This window comes from Paenibacillus assamensis DSM 18201 (assembly GCF_000422445.1).
Lineage (GTDB): Bacteria > Bacillota > Bacilli > Paenibacillales > Paenibacillaceae > Paenibacillus_B > Paenibacillus_B assamensis.
Genome location: NZ_AULU01000021.1, coordinates 34903 through 55261, shown reverse-complemented (window position 1 = coordinate 55261; position 20359 = coordinate 34903). Strand labels below are relative to the sequence as shown.

Genomic DNA, 20359 nt, shown 5'->3' with positions numbered 1-20359 from the left:
ATTTAAACTCACATTTGATTCCACATTATTTTAGAACCTGTTTAATAAATTCTGTTTTTGCTTTTGAGTATGCTTCTCTATCTTGGTTAAATCTTCTCGCTAATTCTTTCTTAAGAATTGAATAATCATAAACTAATTGTGGACTTTCTCGTAAACGATTGCGAAACAAAAGTTGCTGTTCCCATCGTTCAGTTCCTTTAACCATCAAATGCAAATGCGCTACACGCTTATTATTTTTAACCTTTACGAAGAATCTTCTCCAAGGTCTTTCATCTAGTTCCGGGCTTACATAATGCCAATTATATGACTCCAATTTGGCTGAAATATCTGCTACTCTGTCAAATGAATCTGTTTCAGCCATTAGATCAATGATAGGTTTAGCAGGCAAATCAGGAATAGATGTACTTCCTATATGTAATACCTTGCTTATACCAAGAGAAGATAGAAGAGCATAAAGTTGCTGTTCTTCTTGTCTCCCTTTATCTTGCCAATCAGGATCTGCCTTAACTATTTCTACCGACTCAGTTGCCCATATAGGCCAAGCATTTTGCTTATTATTTTTATCCATTTAACAAATCTCCTTTTGCAAATTATAACACTATTTTTTATGTGGCTGTATAGAAGCACCACCTACAAAGCATCTAACGCTTCCTTATACTGCTGCTTTAATTCTTCGGTCACCTGTGCAACTGGAGCAACATGTTGGATGGCGCCCAATCCTTGCCCAGCCGACCAAATATTCTTCCACGCTTTGGCTTCGGTCGCATTAAGTTGCGAGAAGTCGACGTTATCTTTCTTATAAAGGTTGTCAGGATCGAGTCCGGCTCTGCGAATGCTCGGAATAAGATAGTTGCCTTTTACGCCGCTAATGGCATCCGTATAAATCAAATCATCGAGCGTGGAGTTGATAAGCATCGCCTGATAATCATTATGAGCAAAGCTCTCCGATGTCGCGATAAAACGCGTGCCCATATATGCAAGATCAGCACCGAGCACTTTGGCGGCCAAAATATCTTGTCCATTCGAGATGCTGCCAGCGAGAATCGTAATACCTTTCCATGTTTTTTTAACTTCAGCGATAAAGGCGAACGGATTGATCGTACCCGCGTGTCCACCAGCGCCGCTGCAGACAAGGATAAGTCCGTCTACACCCCGCTGCGCAGCTTTTTGCGCATGTTTAAGTGTACTGACATCGGAAAAGACAAGCCCACCGTATTGATGTACGACATCAACAATTGGCTGTGGGTCGCCAAGCGACGTAATGACGATCGGTGGCTGATGTTTCACGATTAGGGCTAGATCGGTTTCAAGGCGCTCATTCGATTGGTGAACGATAAGATTGACTGCCCACGGAGCAATTTTTCGTTTAGGGTCATCGCTCTTTGCGGCAGAGAGCGCATCCGTTATTTGCTGCATCCATTCGTCAAGTTCATCTGAAGTACGTGCGTTTAAGAGAGGAAATGACCCGATCAATCCGGATTTGCAGCTTTCGATAACCATTTTGGGACTGGAAATAAGGAACATAGGGGCGACGATAACAGGTAAGTGGAGTTGTTGTGCTATCGCTTGAGATAACCGTTTGGACAATTGAACTCATCCTCTCGTCGTTCATATTTTAATTAATAACTGAATCTCTGATATTAAAAGGAAAAAGCGCTTAGAGGGAAGCGTATCATGTATATGAATATGTAAGCGTTGTCAATCCATTCTGAATTAAAAATTAGCTTAATAGCATTTGATAGTTTTTTTAAATGATATTTCTTTGTTGTTAATTAATTGGTGTAGGTGTGCTCTCAGTGTGGTTTTCAAAATGGGCTGATGGCCGCGGTAGAGCAGTTTAAATGGTAGACATGCCACCTAATTGCTTGGAGAGAATCGGATAGGCGTTATCATATATATTAGTATATTTACTAATAATTTGCTATACCCGGCATGCCGAACAAGCAGGATTGATTAATGGCTCATCGAATTTGTTAACGTGAGAAAAACATGTCATAAGGTAATGCTTCACTGGAGCTTGAAGCCGAGCAAACGAAAAGGAGATACTAGATGCAAACGAATCAAACGATTCATTGGGCGATTGAAGAATCTATAAAATTTCTTGAATGTGCAACGAATTTTACGATCGATCATGGCCAGTTCAGTCGCCAAAAATGGGACGGAGCTTGGTGGCATATGGCTGCGCTGTATGAGATGGGAGAGGTATCACGAATTCCCGAATCAGCTATCCACAGAGCTAAACACCTACTCAAAACCCAGGTGTGGCAAACTTTTATCATATCCACCGATGATCAACCAACAAGTGAAAGCGATAAAATGAAGCTGGATTGCTGCCATTGTGAACTTGCCGTATTTTATATGATAATAATGGCGTATGGCTGTAATCTCGATGAGGAACTCCCTTGGATTCGGGAATGGCTCTTAAAACACCAGCTACCTGATGGCGGCTTGAATTGCGAGCCTGAAGCGTATACGCATTCTCAAAAAAGCTCTATTATTTCAACACTTCCACCACTTGAAGCTATTCTTTTTTATACAAACCGCGAATTTACTGAGCAGGAAGCTATTTTCTTAGACGAAGGCGCACGTTATTTAATAGAGCATCGTCTTGTATGCTCAAAACAAAATGGGAGCGTCATTGATAGAGATTGGCTGAAGCCTTGCTTTCCGAGATTCTTTGAATATGATATTTTGCGTGGCATGTTTTTCTTGGCAGAATGGTCCCGGCGTAGAAACAAACCACTGCCAGTCGGCTTACTTCTGGAAGGCTTAGAACGCTTGAAGCCATCAATTGAAGCAGGAGGTTTGCGAGTCGGTAGACAGATTTTTGATCCACAAGGCCCGTGGGGTGGGCACACCTTTCCCTTGCTCCAAGCAGTAGCAGGCATTGGCTTCGTTTCGCCTTATTTGACCCGTCAACTGAATCAAGTGATCGAACGATTAAGAGCGTAAGTATCCTTTAGAACAAATATCTAGTTTGAAATGAGCATCAGGCGATAGATTCTTCTGGTGACCTCTTGGCTAATGTACAACAGAGTATGAACAAGCAAATGAGGACATTGATCTGACAAATTGTTAACTAGAGCTGTCTTACCTATAAAGGAATGACGAGAGTCGACCTGTTACATGGAAGACAGCTTTTGTTGTTGTATAGCAATCGTCTATAGCAATACCTTACAGTACTTGTTTAATGCGTTCCAAAGCCCAATCCAATTCATCTTGTGTAATGACAAGTGGTGGAGCGAATCTAATTGTATGGTCATGCGTTTCCTTAGCAAGCACGCCTAAGCGCTGCAGTTGTTCGCAATATGGTCGAGCAGCTTCTGTAAGCTCAACGCCGATAAATAGCCCTTTGCCGCGTACTTCCTTAATAAGTGGGGATTGGATACCTCGCAGTGCCGTGATGAAATAATCTCCAAGTGCAAGTGAACGCTTAACGAGTTGTTCATCTTGCAGCACTTGAAGGGCCGCTACGGCTACCGCACTTGCAAGTGGATTTCCACCGAAAGTTGAACCATGTGAGCCTGGATTAAAAATGCCTAGCACGTCCTCATCAGCCGCTACCGCAGATACGGGAATTACACCACCACCCAATGCCTTGCCGAGAATATACATGTCTGGAACGACATTTTCCCAATCACAAGCAAACATTTTTCCTGTACGTCCAAGTCCTGTTTGAATTTCATCGGCAATGAATAAGACATTGTGCTTGCTGCATAGCTCCCGAGCTGCCCGCAGAAATCCATGCTCTGGCATTATAATTCCCGCTTCACCTTGAATCGGCTCCACTAAAAATGCGGCGGCGTTTGCGGTAATCGCTTGTTCTAATGCTTCGATATCACCGTACGGAATCGTCACGAACCCTGGGGTGAATGGTCCAAAGCCGCGTTTATAGGTATCCTCGGACGAGAAAGAGGTTATCGTGACCGTGCGCCCATGGAAATTTCCTTCGCATACGATAATCGTTGCTTCATTTTCAGGAACCTTTTTCAAATCATACGCCCATCTTCGTGCCGCCTTAATTGCGGTTTCCACAGCTTCTGCTCCTGTATTCATGGGGAGAATCAATTTTTTTCCTGTGAGGGTAGACAACTGTTCATATAAATGACCTAGCTGATCGTTATAGAAGGCTCTTGAAGTTAGCGTGACTTTGTCAGCTTGATCCTTGAGTGCTTGGATGATAGTCGGATGGCGATGTCCATGATTCAAGGCGGAATAAGCACTAAGCATATCCATATAGCGTTTGCCCTCAGGATCGGAGACCCAAACTCCTTCGGCATGTGAAATTACGATCGGTAGGGGATGATAGTTACGGGCACCGTACTGTTCAGTCTTATCGATAATTTGCTTGGATTTATTCATCATCAATCCGCTCCTTATTCGGAATTATAAAATGGTTTGGCCGAGCAGTGAGCAGATAAGCCCATTAGCAAGAAGAACAGTTCGTTTGTTTTGATCTAAGGTTGGATTGACTTCAACGAACTCTGCCGAGGTAATGAGTCCTGATTCGTGCATAAGTTCCAAAGCAAGGTGAGCCTCTCGGTAATTTACTCCGCCTTGAACTGGAGTCCCAGTACCTGGTGCTTCATAAGGGTCGAGACTATCAATATCGAAGCTGAGATGCACACCGTCAGTACCACTGCCTACGATAGCCAGTGCTTCTTCCATCACACGCAACATGCCCTTGCGGTCGATATCATGCATGGTGAAGCAGGTGACACCGAATGAGCGAATCGTTTCTCGCTCTCCTTGATCAAGCGATCTAGCGCCGATAATGACGACCTTGCTCGGATCAATCGGGTGAGCACTTTGTTTAATCTGGGTGAGCAAAGGATGGCCTTGACCCAGGTTAACAGCGAGCGACATACCATGAATATTTCCTGTTGGACTTGTTGCTTCCGTATTCAAGTCACCGTGGGCATCGAACCAAATAACACCTAAATTGCGATAGTGTCGTCTAATTCCCGCAATTGTTCCGATAGAGATACTGTGATCACCACCAAGGATGAGAGGGAAGTGTCCTTGTTCGACGATATTACTTACTCTGTCAGCAGCAGCTGTATTCAGCATGATGATTTCATTTAGATATTTAAGGTTTGTGGATGCGCTTACAAATTGTTTGGTACTTGTATCAATTACGGATAATTCTGAGGCGGCAGCGATGGGAGGAAGGACGATTTCTCCTTCATTGATTACTTGGATGTTCAAATTCGTCAGGTGGCGTACAATACCAGCTTCGATCAAAGCTTTTGGACCAAGCTCTGCTCCTTGTCGAGCACCACCTAAACCGAATGGCACACTTAATAAAGATACAGCTTTGTTTCTCATGAGAGTGCTCCTTTCCCTATGTCCGTGAATACAAACAAACAAGATCGTTGGAGATAATAAGCTGTTGCTTGCTAACGTAAATAAACGTGTTACCTTAAGTTTCGGTACTAGTATATCAGAAAATAATGTAAATTTAATAGCTGAAAATTTAAATACTAAAAGTTGTATTTCTATGCAAAATGTACGCTGTGTCGGAGGGTGGTTTAGAAATTCATTCTAACCTAGCATATGAAGACATGCTCTGAATTGTTAACCATCGTTTAATAAAGTGGCTTTTGAATAATCATACGGAGGTGTTCATTCAATAGGCGGAAGAGAGTATAGGTTGTTGTTCCAATGGTGCTGCCGTGCTAACGTATATGTATGAAACATAATTTGATCTAGCCAGTTAGAGCCATTGTAACATCTATTCTTAGAAAGCCTTCTTGATAAATACAATGTAGAAATAAAAAATTTCTAAAGGGGAAAGTCCAGTGAATAAGTCAATGACGACAAAAAATTTTAAAGTGCAAGACCTAGTAATAAGGGTTGCTGCCGTGCTCATTGTAGGTATCTTCATTTGGAATGGTATCGCTTATGGTAGTGACACGTTTATTGGGCAAGAATACAGCCCTCTTAAACATTTTTTAATGGCGCTGCTCACAACTGCATTGACGCTAACACTCGTACAAGTCGCACTAAAATGGGACAAAATGAAATGGAACCAGCTTGGACAAACAACCGTTAAGAACAATATCTTTTCCTTTCTTCTTGGTTTTTTTCTTTGGTTGATACCTGCATCTCTTGGTTTATTTATTTGCATTCAAATTGGGTTGGTTAGCATAAATGTTAATACCGATCTCAGTTACCTATTACAGAGTATTTTAATTTTATGCATAACTGTATTTTTAATCGAAGCACTGCCTGAAGAACTTATTTTTAGAGGATATATATATCGTTACTTACATGCCTGCTTCCCTCATTGGGCAACCATCCTTTTACAGGCATTGTTGTTCTCATTATTTGCTTATTGTATAGGGGCCATTTATTCGTTGGAACAGCTTCAATTTATTCCTGGCTTTGCAATTATATTAGGTATGCTTAGGGCCATATCGGGAAATGTGTGGACATCTATTGGGTTTCATACAGCAATTATGACGGCAACGCAAAGTTTAGGACCTTTTCAGGGGCATTTTGATGTGAGCGGAATGTTCACACTTAAATTCTTTGCATTTATTTTGCTGCCAAGTGCGGTTGGAGCGACGGTATTATCATTTATGTATTCAAACTACAGTTGGAGTAAAAAAGAACCTTTACGCTAGATGACATTGGACATGAAATACGACTAGATTAACTTTCCATTTTGTAGGAACTATCAACTTCGTGTTTTGCTATAAAAATGTGAAAATTAAACCACTCACATACGATATGTTTATCATACATAACGACCGTATTTTAGTTACAATAACTGTATTTACGGTAATAGGGAAGCACCTCGTACATGGAATTAGTGCTATGTGTCAGGTGCTTTTTTTGTTACAGCTATAGCGTAAAATTTCATTGTATTTCGTATTTGGAGGTCTAGCAGATGATATAGAAAGACCTGATTTCTATAGCGAAGATGGCCCCTTTCAACATTCTTCACAATGGGCGAAGCACTTATGTAAGAGATGTTTATTGATTGGCAAACATTTGAAACTAGCAAGTGAGGCTATTATAATGAAAGAATGTTTGTATTCATATTTTAGGAGGTATCGTTATGTCCGAATGTAAACTATCAGTCGATTATGATCAATACGAGAATGGTGTCAAAATCATAGATTTAATAGAGGAACTGGCAGGTAAAGATGAATCCCTTCAACTTGAAAGCCTCATTATCGGTGACTGGGGCGGGGCCTATGAAAATGATTCTAGTGAAATTGTCGAAGCGCTTGTTCGGCTGAAAGACCGCTTCCCACAGCTGCGGAGCTTATTTATTGGCGATATGTCCTATGAAGAATGCGAAGTCTCTTGGATTAATCAATCCAACATAGGGCCGATTCTAGCTGCTTATCCTGATCTACGCTCACTCACGATAAAGGGAAGCACAGACCTGAGCCTGGTTCCCGCTCAACATGACAAACTGGAGGAGCTTACGATTATTTGCGGCGGCCTGGGCAAAGACGTCCTTACTAGCATAAATGAAGGTAGTTTCAAAAACTTGAAGAAGTTGGAGCTTTATTTAGGGGTCGAGGATTATGGATTTGACGGAAGTCTCGAAGATGTACTTTCTTTGATTGAACCTGGAAAATTCCCTCTGCTTACCTATCTGGGACTCAAAGATAGTGAAATTCAAGATGAAATCGCCATTGCAGTAGCCAATGCACCGATTGTTGATCAACTACATACGTTAGATCTTTCTATGGGGACGCTGACAGACAAAGGCGCTGAAGCACTTATTAATAGTGAAAAGGTAAAGAAACTGAAGCTGCTTGATTTAAACTACCATTACATGTCGGATGAAATGATGAATCGATGGAAGCAGTCAGGGCTGAATGTAGATATTAGCGATCAACAAGAGTCTGATGATGACGAAGATTATCGCTATCCTTCCTTGACGGAATAACGATGAAATCAATGATTATTATTGGCAATTCCGGTAATCGAAGAACAACTGGATTACAAGCGGCAAGAGCTCGGCTGGGGTTACCCCCGGCTCTTGTTTTGGATTATTTGGATGTACTGCAGGGAAAGGCATCCTTACGTTCAGTTGCACAAAGCATGGGGCAAACGGTGAATGAACCTCCATTGCTGCGGCTGGACGCACCTGGGGAACATTTTGAAGTGGAACGTGAGCTCATTGCACTTGGCGCACCTGATGCGGCAACCCAACATCTAGACGAGCGTTGGCTTAGATTCAACAAGAATCCCGTTCAGCCTATTTCGACAAAGATGGCCAAAACGATGGAAGAAGTTAAGGGAAAGCTGTATCATCCTTCCCAGTGGTTTCGTGGGTATTGCATCCTGTTATCTCAACTGGACCGGGAGGCAGCACATTTGTGGGATATGCCAAGTTGGATGAATGCTCCCGAGGATATAGCCGCCATGTTCGATAAAAGACATACTCACGATATCCTATCATCAGCGGGATTACCAGTGGCTAGAAGATTAGCAGCACCGGAAGCCATACCGGATTACGATACACTTCGGGATATTATGGTGAACAAGCGAACCTACCGTTTATTTATTAAGCTAGCAGCTGGTTCCGGCGCATGCGGTGTAATTGCGTACCAGGTAAACCCCGTTACAGGAGCAGAATCGGCCGTGACGACAATAGGAGTCGAGAACTATGTACGTAGACCGCCTATATTTTATAACGTAAAAAAGCTGGTGAACTACAAAGACCACCAAGTCATTCGCCAAATTATTAACTGGTTATTGAGACATGGTGCACATATAGAACAATGGATTCCAAAAGCGTCTTATCGGGATCGCACTTTTGATATCCGGCAGCTAGTCGTAGCAGGGCAAGCTTGTCACAGTATTGCAAGGATAAGTAGAACGCCTATCACGAATCTGCATCTTGACAGTGATCGAATGAGCTTGGAGGAGGTCGGCATATCTGAGCATCTTCAAACTACCGTACGACAGTGCGCGGAACAAACGTTATCGGTATTTCCACGTTCTACGGTCGCAGGCATAGATGTATGTTTGAGCAGCAGTTCTTATAGACCTTATGTACTGGACGTTAATCCGTTCGGGGACTTACTGTACCATAGTTATTATGAAGGACATGATCCCTATGAATGGGAAATGAAAATGACCTCACTATCTACGACTATCTAAATGGAAGAGGATTACCACGATGTTTAATATGAATGAAATGGTAGGCAGTCACGATATTCTGATGATTACATTAGATACGCTGCGGTATGACGTAGCCGTACTGGAGGAGGAAAACTGTCCGAATTTATGCGAAAGCGGGCAATGGGAAAAGCGACATACGCCGGGCAGCTTCACTTATGCGGCTCATCATGCTTTCTTCGGCGGATTTCTGCCGACTCCAGCTACGACAAATAAGGAAGATCACGTTCGATTGTTTCATTCTAAAAATACGGGATTAAAGACACATCCGTATACTTGGCAATTCGATACAACGGATATCGTATCTGGATTGCAGGCAGAGGGCTACCGTACGATTTGCATAGGTGGAGTCATCTTTTTTAGCAAAAAAGTTCCGCTCGCCAAAGTTCTTCCAAGCTACTTCCAAGAAAGCTATTGGCGGATGACATTCGGGGTTACCAATCAACGCTCTACTGAGCATCAGGTCAACCATGCCATCAAGCTGCTGGACAAATCAGAACCAACAGAACGACTGTTTATGTTCATGAATGTTTCAGCGATACATGGGCCCAATCATTATTTTGTACCAGGGGCAAAGAAAGACTCCATAGAGACACAGCGCGCCGCACTCCGATATGTTGACAGTGAGCTTGGTCGATTATTTCAGGCATTCCAAGAACGAGAACGGCCTGTATTTTGTATGGTATTTTCAGATCATGGCACCGCATATGGTGAGGATGGATATAACGGACATAGGCTGGCGCACGAGGTTGTGTGGAACGTGCCTTATCGTGAATTTATTTTGTAAAGTGAGAGAAGGGAACATGATGAGCCTTGCGGTTTACCCTAATTACATGGACATTATTCAAAATCCGGAGGCTCTGCGCAGCTGGAAAGAACATCTAACGTCAGAGCCTTACCGGTCTTATTTATACGCTTATCCACACAAAACCTCCTATAGAGAATTAGAGAGGAAGCTACCTTTATCTGAACTGTGGAGTCAGGAAAAGGCAGATTCACTCTTTTTATATATGCATATCCCGTTTTGTGGAGCACGCTGCGGATTTTGCAATTTATTTACGCTGCCTGACAAGAGGGCTGACGTACATACTAACTATGTCGATGCTTTGGAGAGACAAGCTGCACAATGGGCCACGCTCATTCCGAATGCACCTATTGCTCGATTTGCTGTTGGAGGTGGAACACCGACGCTGCTGCAGCCTGACCAGTTGGATCGGTTATTTCATATTGCTCAACATGGAATGGGAATGGATCCGAGTCAAGCTTCTATCTCGGTAGAAACATCTCCCGAGACGATAAGTACCGAACGCTTGGACATTTTAAAAAATAGGCAGGTCGATCGGGTCAGTATGGGCATTCAAAGCTTCGTAGAATTTGAAGCAGATGCCATCTACCGTCCCCAAAAGCCTCGGGAAGTTGAAAGAGCGCTGAGCCAGCTCAAGTTGTATTCATTTCCGATACTGAATCTAGATTTGATCTATGGTCTTCCCGGCCAAACCCTTGATTCATGGTTATATTCATTGGATAAGGCGTTGTCCTATGACCCAGAAGAGTTATTTATTTATCCGCTGTATACGCGTGAACACACGATCGTAAAGCCAGAGCAGATCAGACAGAGCGGCGAGGATCAGAGGGTAATGTTCTATCGTGCAGCAAGGGATCGATTGCTTGCACATGGATATACCCAGTACTCTATGCGCAGATTTGCCAAAGCTGAAGCGGGCTCAGATAAATCACTGCTTCCTTATGGTTGCCAGGAGGAGGGCATGATTGGACTTGGTTGTGGAGCACGATCATACACAAGAACGGTTCATTACTCCTCACGCTATAGCGTAGGTCGTTCTGCTACTGCAAGTATCATTGCCGATTACGTGGCATCGATCGACTACACTCATGCCGATTACGGTATTGTGTTAAGCAGGGATGACCAGCAGCGACGATTTATACTGAAAGCACTGCTTCATACGGAAGGCTTGGCATTAAACGAATATACAGAGCGGTTTGCAACATCAGCGCTCAACGATTATCCCGAGTTGAATCTCCTCTTGCATACAGAGCTTGCTGTTATAGAGCTAGAGATACTGCAACTGACGGATGAAGGGTTGATGTACTCCGATTCCATAGGAGATTGGTTTATCTCTCCGGAAATACGGGCGCGTATGGAAAGCTGTGCACTATCATGAAGGCGACCATTTATTTTCGCGGGAGCCTGAGCTCATGCAATTATGACTGCCCTTATTGTCCGTTTAGCAAAAATATTGATAGTCAAGCGACATTGACGAAGGACAGGCTGCAAGTACAGAAGTTTGTCGACTGGGTAGGGAAGCAAGATGAAAGCGGGCATAAGCTGTCTGTGTTTTTCAACCCATATGGTGAAGGACTTACGCATCGTTGGTATAGAGAGGCTATGGTTACGCTGTCCCAAATGCAGCACGTTAATAAAGTCGCAATACAAACCAACTTATCCGCTAAGCTAGATTGGACGCGGGATCTGAATCCAGTTACGGCTGCATTTTGGGTAACCTATCACCCAGGCCAGACGAAGGAAGAGCGATTTTTACAGCAATGCGGCAAGCTTTATGAACAAAAAATATCGTTCAGTGTAGGGTCTGTTGGGCTTAAGAGTGCGTTTAGCTCCATTTCTTCATTAAGGAAGGCACTACCTGATGATGTTTATATGTGGGTGAACGCCTATAAAGACAAAAAAGACTACTATTCTGCCGAGGACTTAGCATTTTTGACCGATGTGGACCCTTATTTTGGCCTTAATGCCCAGGATTACGACAGTATGGACCAGCCGTGTCGTGCTGGGAAAAATGTATTTTATGTGCAAGGAGATGGGCGTGTAAAGCGCTGCTATAAGGATCGTCAAGTGATCGGGAATTTGTATAGAGATGGGCTTGACGGGATCTCCAAAGAACGCCCGTGTCGTATGAGGCAATGTGATTGTTATATAGGCTATATCCATATGGAGGAACAGCTGTTCGATTCTATATACGGTGAACGCGCTCTCGAACGGATCGCTATATTATCGTAGAGGGATAGCGGACACTGGGACAGTAATGAACGTAGACACACAGTATGACTTGATCTTGGATTGAGTAAAGATAATCGAATTGAAAATATATGAGAATATAAAAACACCTTCAAGTTAACGACCATCTTAAAAGATCGGTAGTACCTTGTGAAGGTGTTTTTGCATTTGCAGTAAAAATGAAATATCTAGTGAAAGTAAAAGTAAACTTGCAAACGATGAAATAACCTTTCACAAACTGAATTGGAATGCATATCCATAAAGAGTGAGTTAATTATATGCTTTTGGTGAAAACCTATTTGTAGGAGGTAGATTGAAATTATGAGTTTGCATAAAAAGGTACGTACAAGAATTTTTTTGATATTACTAACACTAGTATGTATCATTCCATTAACAACAGCGAGCGCCTTTGTGGATCAGCCAGTGAATCCCCAAAGCGGGGATGGAAAGTGGAATTGGGTAGGTGAAGATCGACTTATTAGATTAGGCCCCAATTTTTACGTTAGCAGTCCTACTGTGAATTCTACTGGGGGAGATTTCAGAGTTTGTTCTACAGCTCACGACTACTATACTTTATACGAGGCCGATTCTGTACCCAATCCTCCTGATTTAGTATGGACTGAAAAAACCGGCAGCGACGGTTGTGCAGTTTGGCGAAAAATCGGTAGATTTGTGGACGGAGACAATAGAAAAGCTGAGTTTTATATAATTGGCTCTAGAGCGGCATACGTATGGTTTTATGATTGATCTGGAAATAGTTGCATTTCTATAGGAAGTTCAGTATGATTTACTGATAATGAATAGGTTTATGTGTGACTGGCGTAGCATGGGGTACCATGAGGGAGCACATAGATGACAACGGCCGTACGCCTGGGCAGAGGTAAGGGAGTGTATTTCCCTTGCCTCTTTCTTGTATTTTTGCAACATAACTAATCTACTAATTGATGAAAAGAGGAGCTGACCATTATGCTGCACACAAAAAAATTACTACTGCTGGGCTCGGGAGAACTGGGCAAGGAAGTAATCATTGAAGCTCAACGCTTAGGAATAGACACGGTGGCAGTTGATCGCTATGAGCATGCACCTGCTATGCAGGTTGCGCACCGTCATTACGTGATAGATATGCTGGATGGGGACAAGCTGCGGAGCGTGATTGAGCAGGAGAAGCCAGATCTAATCGTACCTGAAATTGAAGCTTTAGCTACGTCGGAACTTGTCAAGCTCGAAGATGAAGGATATCGCGTAATACCAACGGCTAGAGCTGCGAAACTGACGATGGACCGCGAGGGAATTCGTAGACTTGCGTCTGAGAAATTGGGCTTGCCTACAGCAGGCTATCGATTCGCAGATACGTATGAGGAATTTGTTGAGGCGGTACATCAGATGGGTTATCCGTGTGTGATCAAACCATTGATGAGCTCCTCTGGCAAAGGACAGAGTGTCTGCCGCAGCGAGCAGGATATTGAACGTTGCTGGCAAACTGCCATGGAAGGCGGACGGGTGCAAAATGGACGGGTTATCATTGAAGAGTTCATTACCTTCCAGTCCGAAATTACGCTCCTGACGGTACGCTCTGTGAACGGGACAAGCTTTTGTGCGCCTATCGGGCACATTCAGGAGGACGGAGATTATATCGAGTCGTGGCAGCCGCATCATATGACCGAGCAGCAGCTTGAGGAAGCCAAGTCGATAGCTCAAACCATCACGGATGAGCTCGGGGGCTATGGGTTGTTTGGTGTTGAACTGTTCCTGACGGCGGACAAAGTGTACTTCAGTGAAGTTTCACCACGTCCGCATGATACCGGATTAGTCACCCTCGTTACCCAGAACCTCTCTGAGTTTGCGCTGCATGTTCGAGCCATCCTCGGATATCCCATTCCGGAGATTGAATTGATTACACCGGGAGCCAGTCGGCCGTTGAAAGCACCGCAAGAGCTGGAGAATTATACGATTACAGGTACTGAACAAGCTTTGGCCGTCCCTAACACACAACTGCGCATCTTCGGCAAACCGGTAACCAAAGTAGGTAGAAGGATGGCGGTCGCTCTATCTGGAGGAGACACTGTTGAAATCGCGCGTCAGCGCGCAAAGTTGGCATTGGATCAGCTGCAGGTGGATCAAGCTTGAGCAAGGTTAAGTAGGGTGAGAATGTATAAGATATGGAAATATTTGAAGAGGATGTCCCGAAGTCTTAAAATGACGTAGCGACATCCTCTTTTTTGTGAGCGAGTAAATCGTAATCTTTACCAAAATTCAGGTAATAAGTAGGTAGAATTAGGACTAATGATCACTATAATAAAAATGAGATACAAAATATATAGAACTGCTATATTAGGTAATGAGCATGGAGCAACGTTAGCGTGAGTGTTAGGAGGTTATCATGTGGGAAGATCATTTGCAAATTTGCATATCAAGTCGAAAAATCTTGATCACGCGCTGAAAGAATATTTTGCGAACAGTGGACGAAGGATGAATATGAACTTACAGAAGAATGTCTTCATGATGACTATTTGCGAGAAGCGTTGGACATTCGTAATGAGGATTTTGACGCATTGATAAGAATAACTGGACCAGCACAAGCCGTAGATAAGCTGTCGGAACTGTTGAAAATGTCTTTGTGGAGTGATTCGGAGTGGATACCATACGAAGAAGCTCTCAGAAATAGATTTAGGAGGTATGAATTTTAAAAGAATGGATTCCATTCACCAACTAATCAATTTTCGTATAATGACGATGGTATTGAGCTAACGAATTCCTATTTTATTTGAATCGGCCGAAACTCTCGGCTGTACAAGCATGGCTGCATGGCCGGCAGAAGCCTGAGAAGGAGGTTAGGAATGCGCAAGAGATGGAAAAGAAAGATTCTGATTAATAATCCTGCTGCGCTGGATCGGGTACGGATCAAACAGGATTTGCTCGAAGGTAACCAAGTCCTTGTTCAATTCTCGCATCCGGATTTTTATGGTGCTATTTTGGAGGAAGTGGATGAGCTTTGCGCGAGGCTGGATGAAAACTTCGGAGTACGCTTTTACGGGCATAATTCCCTCTCGTTCGATGCTCGTACGCTCCTGAGGATTCCTCATGTCAAAACGCTTCATCTCAATAGTCTTATCCACGCACATAACATCGAATCATTGGCTGCTCTGGAGCACTTACATAGTTTGCATGTGGGCATACATGAGCTGGAGAATTCGGATATTTTGGGAATAGACTCACTTCGATCTTTAAGAGATTTAGCCATTATTTCCGATAAAAAGCTTCTTAACTTGCAGCATGTTAAAGAGTTCTCTCATTTGGAACATTTGCATGTTGGCGGCAAGTTAAAAAACCTGGATGTAATCGGCTATCTGGAAAAGTTGAATTACCTGGCGCTGCATTCGATTAGTAAATTACCGATACATTTTATAAACCGATTGAAGAAGTTGAAGCATCTTCGCATCATACTTGGAGGGCGCGAACATATTCAGGAAATCGAAGAAAATGAAATCGATCACTTGGAAATCTGTAGAATCCGGGGTTTTCATGACCTGAGCAATATTACAAAATTTCGAGCGCTGACAAGCCTTACGATTGAGGATCAGGCACAATTGCGGGGGATCAACTTTGATCGTGGGATGGAGACGTTGGAGGAGATGATGATTTTAAATTGTAAAGGCTTGTCATCTTTATCAGGAATGGAGCGGCTACCGTCACTGCGCAAGCTCCGCATTTTCAAAACGGCCATTGATTTTGATTCCTTCATCGGGCAAAAGCTTCCGAGTGCATTGTCCGAGTTAGAATTTACAACCTCCAAAAGCAAAGTAGATCAAGAAATACAAGATTCCTTATACAAGTTGGGTTTTCAAAAATGGAGCATCTAAATCAAGGGTAGAAGAAAGGATGACGAAAGTGCCAAATGATAGTCAATCTCGCCTTGCTGCTTCTATGACAGATGTCGGTAGTTATTCTATTGACCTGACGGGTCCACGCAGCCACACTCTTGTCATACGGCCCGGTGTGGGCAGTTTATGTATCGGACCATCGCAATTGGGGAAAAAGGCGGATCTTCACGTTGCGCCAGATGCGCGCATCAATTGGACTGTATTTGATGCCTTTGCTACGCCGGCAGGCTCGCCCTGGCCGCGATTTCTGCATTACTCAGGCAGTGACTCGGGCTTTTTGGATTGGGCGCAGAAACGTCCCATTGAAGAGATAACGTGGACACCGCTTCTAAATACCGATACAGTGGTGGATGCCAGCCAGTCGATTATACATGGGTTACATATCGAACTAGAAGAGTCAGTAGGACGTCTGAGCTTGAAGCTTCCAAAGGAACCTTTCCGCCTGCATGTGTCCGGTGATCTTTTACATTTATCGGCTACTGGAAATATCCCGTCTTCACTGACACTAGCGCCGTGTACCAGCCGACGTAAGAATGATCCGCCATTCGCGCTGGCTGACCTTGGTGAATTGCACCAGGTGACAAGCCTGACGCTGCAAAATAAGCCGATGGGACAGCCCATCTCACTGGACTGCTTAGAACGATTCCCTAACCTTGACTCACTGAGTTTGTGGGGGAACTTCTGCAACATAGACTTGTTAGCTCGTCAAGCTAGGTTAACGAATCTAGAGCTGCGCTTCATGCCTGATTTGGTGGACTTACCATCCTTGGACACTTGGCCATTGCTTGACAGATTTATCGCCTACAATGTGGAAGAGACTACGGGCAAGCGCCTAAGGCAGCAAATGAAAGCACGCGCTAAAACGCGCCCGTGGGTCAGTTATGCTTCAGTAAGCCAATTGCGAAAGCCAGAATGGTGGACGACCGAATTTGGCCGTCCGTTCTCGGCTTGGCCTAAACGCCTTGCCAAACTGGCTAACGAAGCTTACAACGTCGCAGAAGCATCTTTGTCCCAGGCACGCAACCTTGCCGATGCAGAGGCTGCCATTACCGCTTTCACCGTGCGATTCAATACCCTCAAAGGCATCGAAACTACAGAAAGAGAAGACCTTGGAGAAGCTGTATGGCAACTTAGCCAGTCCGGTCATCTTATCAGTCTTATTGGCCAGCCTATATCGGAGGAAATGGCTCAATGCTGGTTCGATGCAGCTCGCGAATATTGAACGGTTGAATATAAAATTAAATTCCGTTTGATGAAATTTTGCGAATGGTAAGCAAGATCAAATATAGGCGCTTGTAGGAAATGCGAGTAGAGAAGTAATGACTTACATAATGAATGGTTAATATTAACATTGACAATTATGATCTTTTTCAAAATAATAGAATGTAATTGAATACTGGTACCTTTAATTCAGTCCAGAGAGGCTGACAAGGGAAGCGGATCTATTTATTCACGCATGAATCAGGGCATATACCGTCAGGGATGCTTTGCTTTTTCGCGCGGTTTAAGATGTAAAAAAGAGGCTACTTGTCAGTTTTATACATGACAAGTAGCCTCTTTTTCTGCTTTTTTTGGTATCAGAACACTTTAAGCTGGAGGTATTCTGATGAGCAATCAAGATCAAGAGTTTTCGTGGCAAGAGGTACCGAAAACGCAGAGAAACCATTTTTGGAAAACATTATCGGTAATGTTGGGATTTACTTTCTTTTCGGCAAGCATGCTGGCAGGGGGAACGTTGGGAGTCAGCTTGACGTTTATGGAGTTCATTGGAATTGTATTGGTAGGAAATTTGGTACTCGGCATCTATACAGGAGCGCTCGCTCATATCGCAGCCAAAACAGGACTTTCCACGCATTTGCTGGCAAAATATTCGTTCGGTGAGAAAGGTTCGTACCTGCCTTCGTTCCTGCTAGGCTTCACCCAGGTCGGATGGTTCGGTGTCGGTGTCGCCATGTTCGCGGTTCCAGTAGCCAAAGCAATGGATTGGAACGTGTACCTGCTAATCTTTTTGTTTGGTTTTGCAATGACGGCTACAGCCATTTTCGGTATGAAATCACTCGTCATTCTGGGTTATATTGCGGTTCCTGCCATTACCATTCTCGGTAGTTACTCGATGTTCGAAGGAGCAAACTCGCTTGGTGGTTTGCAAGGGTTGCTCGATTACACGCCAACTGAGACGCTTACCATGGCAGCAGCATTGACCATTTGTATCGGGTCATTCATTAGCGGTGGAACGCTGACGCCTGACTTTGCTCGGTATTCCCAGACTTCCCGGCAAGCGGTTACCGCCACGGTCATTGCCTTCTTCCTCGGGAACTCACTTATGTTTCTGTTCGGCGCAGTAGGAGCAATGGCTTATAAGCTGGCAGATATCTCGGAGGTTATGTTCCTGCAAGGTTTGACCATTCCCGCGATTATCGTCTTGGGGTTGAATATTTGGACAACCAACGATAATGCCCTTTACGCTTCCGGGCTAGGATTTGCCAACATCACTAAGATTTCAAAAAAGCTTCTCGTCGTTGTAAACGGCATCGTCGGTACGATATTTGCCATGTGGATGTACAACAATTTCGTCGGTTTCCTGAGTGTGCTCAGCGCGGCGGTACCCTCAATCGGGGCCATCATCATCGCGGACTACTTCTTTGTAAAGCGCAGAAACTACAAACCGTTTGCCGACACAACGTTCATGAAGGTGAACTGGATCGCGATGGTCGCTTGGGCCCTCGGTGTTGCCTTCGCCCAACTGGCTCCAGGAATTACGCCATTGAATGCACTAATCGGTACGGCTGTGGCCTACACCGTGTTGACGTTAGTCATTTCTACGAAAAAATCTAATGAAAAGGGGAAAATAAATGATTATACAGAACGCCAAATTGCGGGGTAAAGAAGGTTTATGGAATATCGTCGTGAAAGACGGCAAGTTTGAACGAATTACACAGTCACTGGAAGCCACTACAAATGAGGAAATCATGGACGTCAGCGGTTCGCTTGTGCTGCCGCCATTCATTGAACCTCATATACATTTGGATACAACGTTAACGGCGGGCGAGCCAGAATGGAATTTGAGCGGAACACTGTTCGAGGGCATTCAACGCTGGTCAGAACGCAAAGCATTCCTAACGCATGAAGACGTTAAAACGCGCTCCAAAACGGCACTAAAATGGCAGATCGCACAGGGCATCCAGCATGTACGGACGCATGTAGACGTCACCGATCCAAGCTTGACCGCGGTTAAAGCGCTGCTTGAAGTGAAAGAAGAAATGGCACCATACATCGATATCCAGCTTGTCGCATTTCCGCAGGAAGGCATTCATTCTTATCCGAACGGCGCACAATTGCTGGAAGAGGCGTTGAAAATGGGCGTTGACGTAGTAGGCGGAATTCCACACTTCGAATTTACGAGAGAATATGGCGTTGATTCGATGAAGGTCGCATTTGACCTCGCTGAAAAATACGACCGTCTCATCGACATCCATTGTGACGAAATCGATGATGAGCAATCCCGTTTCTTAGAGGTCGTAGCAAAAGAAGCCTACGAACGCGGGCTAGGCTCCCGTACGACGGCAAGCCACACGACGGCGATGGGATCATACAACGATGCATATACGTACAAATTGTTTAGATTACTGAAGATGGCTGACCTCAATTTCGTCTCCAATCCTTTGGTCAACATCCACTTACAGGGACGTTTCGACACGTATCCGAAAAGAAGAGGGCTAACTCGCGTCAAAGAGCTGCAGGAAGCTGGTCTTAATGTATGTTTCGGTCACGATGACATCTTTGATCCATGGTATCCATTAGGCACGGGCAACATGCTTCAGGTGCTGCACATGGGTATTCATGCTTCGCAGTTGCTCGGTTACGATCAAATTGTGAATTCAATCGACTTGATTACGAAAAATAGTGCGAGAACGCTTCATATCGAGGAAGTGTACGGCATTGAAGAAGGTAAGCCTGCTAACTTCATCGTACTTGAGGCAGAGAACGAATATGAGGCTATTCGTAAACAAGCTGGAGTGCTTTATTCGTTCAGAGGCGGCCGCAAAATCGCGGAAACGAAACCGCGTGAGACGTCGATCGTTCTTGATGGTGGTTTGGAGAAGGTCACGTTCAATAAATAATCGAATGAGGCGTGCCATGCATCAAGCAGGGCATGCGCATTAGCCAAAATTCCCCTCATGGTAGACAGGGTAACAAGAGATCGCATGATCGTGAACTCTTCCTGGATACATGAGGGGATTTTTTGTGCATACCGCTTTTATCTTGATTCAAGTACCCACTTTACTCTTCCAGA

At 44.1% G+C, this 20359-nt stretch carries 17 protein-coding genes and 1 riboswitch; of the genes, 13 read left to right on the top strand and 4 right to left on the bottom strand.

The window, feature by feature from the left end:
• Positions 1 to 25: 25 nt before the first annotated feature.
• Both H580_RS0112470 and H580_RS0112465 read right to left on the bottom strand, forming a co-directional pair.
• Positions 26 to 568 (bottom strand): GrpB family protein, encoded by a 543-nt coding sequence (locus H580_RS0112470; protein WP_028595087.1) that lies wholly within the window; start codon positions 566 to 568, stop codon positions 26 to 28.
• Positions 569 to 630: 62 nt separating this feature from the next.
• Complete coding sequence (locus tag H580_RS0112465; protein ID WP_028595086.1) at positions 631 to 1587, bottom strand: NAD(P)H-dependent flavin oxidoreductase; 957 nt, start codon at positions 1585 to 1587, stop codon at positions 631 to 633.
• Between the two features lie 462 nt (positions 1588 to 2049).
• Here H580_RS0112465 and H580_RS0112460 point away from each other — a divergent pair, with 462 nt between their 5' ends.
• Complete coding sequence (locus tag H580_RS0112460; RefSeq protein ID WP_028595085.1) at positions 2050 to 2952, top strand: prenyltransferase/squalene oxidase repeat-containing protein; 903 nt, start codon at positions 2050 to 2052, stop codon at positions 2950 to 2952.
• 222 nt (positions 2953 to 3174) lie between these two features.
• Here H580_RS0112460 and H580_RS0112455 read toward each other — a convergent pair whose 3' ends face one another.
• Complete coding sequence (locus tag H580_RS0112455) at positions 3175 to 4362, bottom strand: ornithine--oxo-acid transaminase (protein ID WP_028595084.1); 1188 nt, start codon at positions 4360 to 4362, stop codon at positions 3175 to 3177.
• 24 nt (positions 4363 to 4386) lie between these two features.
• Positions 4387 to 5328 carry an arginase gene (rocF, locus tag H580_RS0112450; protein ID WP_028595083.1) on the bottom strand — a complete coding sequence of 314 codons (942 nt, stop codon included), beginning with the start codon at positions 5326 to 5328 and terminating at the stop codon, positions 4387 to 4389.
• A 473-nt stretch (positions 5329 to 5801) separates the two neighbouring features.
• On the opposite strand from rocF, the gene H580_RS0112445 reads away from it, so the two are divergent.
• From H580_RS0112445 to H580_RS0112385, 12 genes are all read left to right on the top strand, one after another.
• Positions 5802 to 6629 (top strand): CPBP family intramembrane glutamic endopeptidase, encoded by an 828-nt coding sequence (locus H580_RS0112445; RefSeq protein ID WP_028595082.1) that lies wholly within the window; start codon positions 5802 to 5804, stop codon positions 6627 to 6629.
• Between the two features lie 437 nt (positions 6630 to 7066).
• Positions 7067 to 7912, top strand: coding sequence for an STM4015 family protein (locus H580_RS0112440; RefSeq protein WP_028595081.1), 846 nt, complete (start codon positions 7067 to 7069; stop codon positions 7910 to 7912).
• A 2-nt stretch (positions 7913 to 7914) separates the two neighbouring features.
• Complete coding sequence (locus H580_RS0112435) at positions 7915 to 9132, top strand: STM4014 family protein (protein WP_028595080.1); 1218 nt, start codon at positions 7915 to 7917, stop codon at positions 9130 to 9132.
• A 19-nt stretch (positions 9133 to 9151) separates the two neighbouring features.
• A complete protein-coding gene (locus tag H580_RS0112430; protein WP_028595079.1) occupies positions 9152 to 9937 on the top strand; it encodes an STM4013/SEN3800 family hydrolase in 786 nt (261 codons plus the stop codon).
• Positions 9938 to 9956: 19 nt separating this feature from the next.
• The gene (locus H580_RS0112425) at positions 9957 to 11333 is read left to right on the top strand and encodes an STM4012 family radical SAM protein (RefSeq protein ID WP_028595078.1); all 1377 of its coding nucleotides are present in this window, start codon (positions 9957 to 9959) and stop codon (positions 11331 to 11333) included.
• Complete coding sequence (locus H580_RS0112420; RefSeq protein WP_028595077.1) at positions 11330 to 12187, top strand: STM4011 family radical SAM protein; 858 nt, start codon at positions 11330 to 11332, stop codon at positions 12185 to 12187. Before H580_RS0112425 ends, H580_RS0112420 begins: the two co-directional genes overlap by 4 nt.
• A gap of 318 nt (positions 12188 to 12505) precedes the next feature.
• A complete protein-coding gene (locus tag H580_RS25510; RefSeq protein ID WP_051217440.1) occupies positions 12506 to 12931 on the top strand; it encodes a hypothetical protein in 426 nt (141 codons plus the stop codon).
• Between the two features lie 55 nt (positions 12932 to 12986).
• A riboswitch (ZMP/ZTP riboswitch) is annotated at positions 12987 to 13067 on the top strand.
• 83 nt (positions 13068 to 13150) lie between these two features.
• A complete protein-coding gene (gene purT, locus H580_RS0112410; RefSeq protein ID WP_028595076.1) occupies positions 13151 to 14311 on the top strand; it encodes a phosphoribosylglycinamide formyltransferase 2 in 1161 nt (386 codons plus the stop codon).
• A gap of 710 nt (positions 14312 to 15021) precedes the next feature.
• Positions 15022 to 16044 carry a hypothetical protein gene (locus H580_RS0112400; protein WP_028595075.1) on the top strand — a complete coding sequence of 341 codons (1023 nt, stop codon included), beginning with the start codon at positions 15022 to 15024 and terminating at the stop codon, positions 16042 to 16044.
• A gap of 19 nt (positions 16045 to 16063) precedes the next feature.
• A complete protein-coding gene (locus H580_RS0112395) occupies positions 16064 to 17287 on the top strand; it encodes a hypothetical protein (protein ID WP_051217439.1) in 1224 nt (407 codons plus the stop codon).
• Positions 17288 to 17671: 384 nt separating this feature from the next.
• Positions 17672 to 18949, top strand: coding sequence for a cytosine permease (gene codB / locus H580_RS0112390; RefSeq protein WP_028595073.1), 1278 nt, complete (start codon positions 17672 to 17674; stop codon positions 18947 to 18949).
• Positions 18918 to 20186, top strand: a complete 1269-nt coding sequence (locus tag H580_RS0112385; protein WP_028595072.1) for a cytosine deaminase — start codon at positions 18918 to 18920, stop codon at positions 20184 to 20186. The genes codB and H580_RS0112385 overlap by 32 nt, the downstream gene beginning before the upstream one ends.
• Positions 20187 to 20359 lie beyond the last annotated feature (173 nt).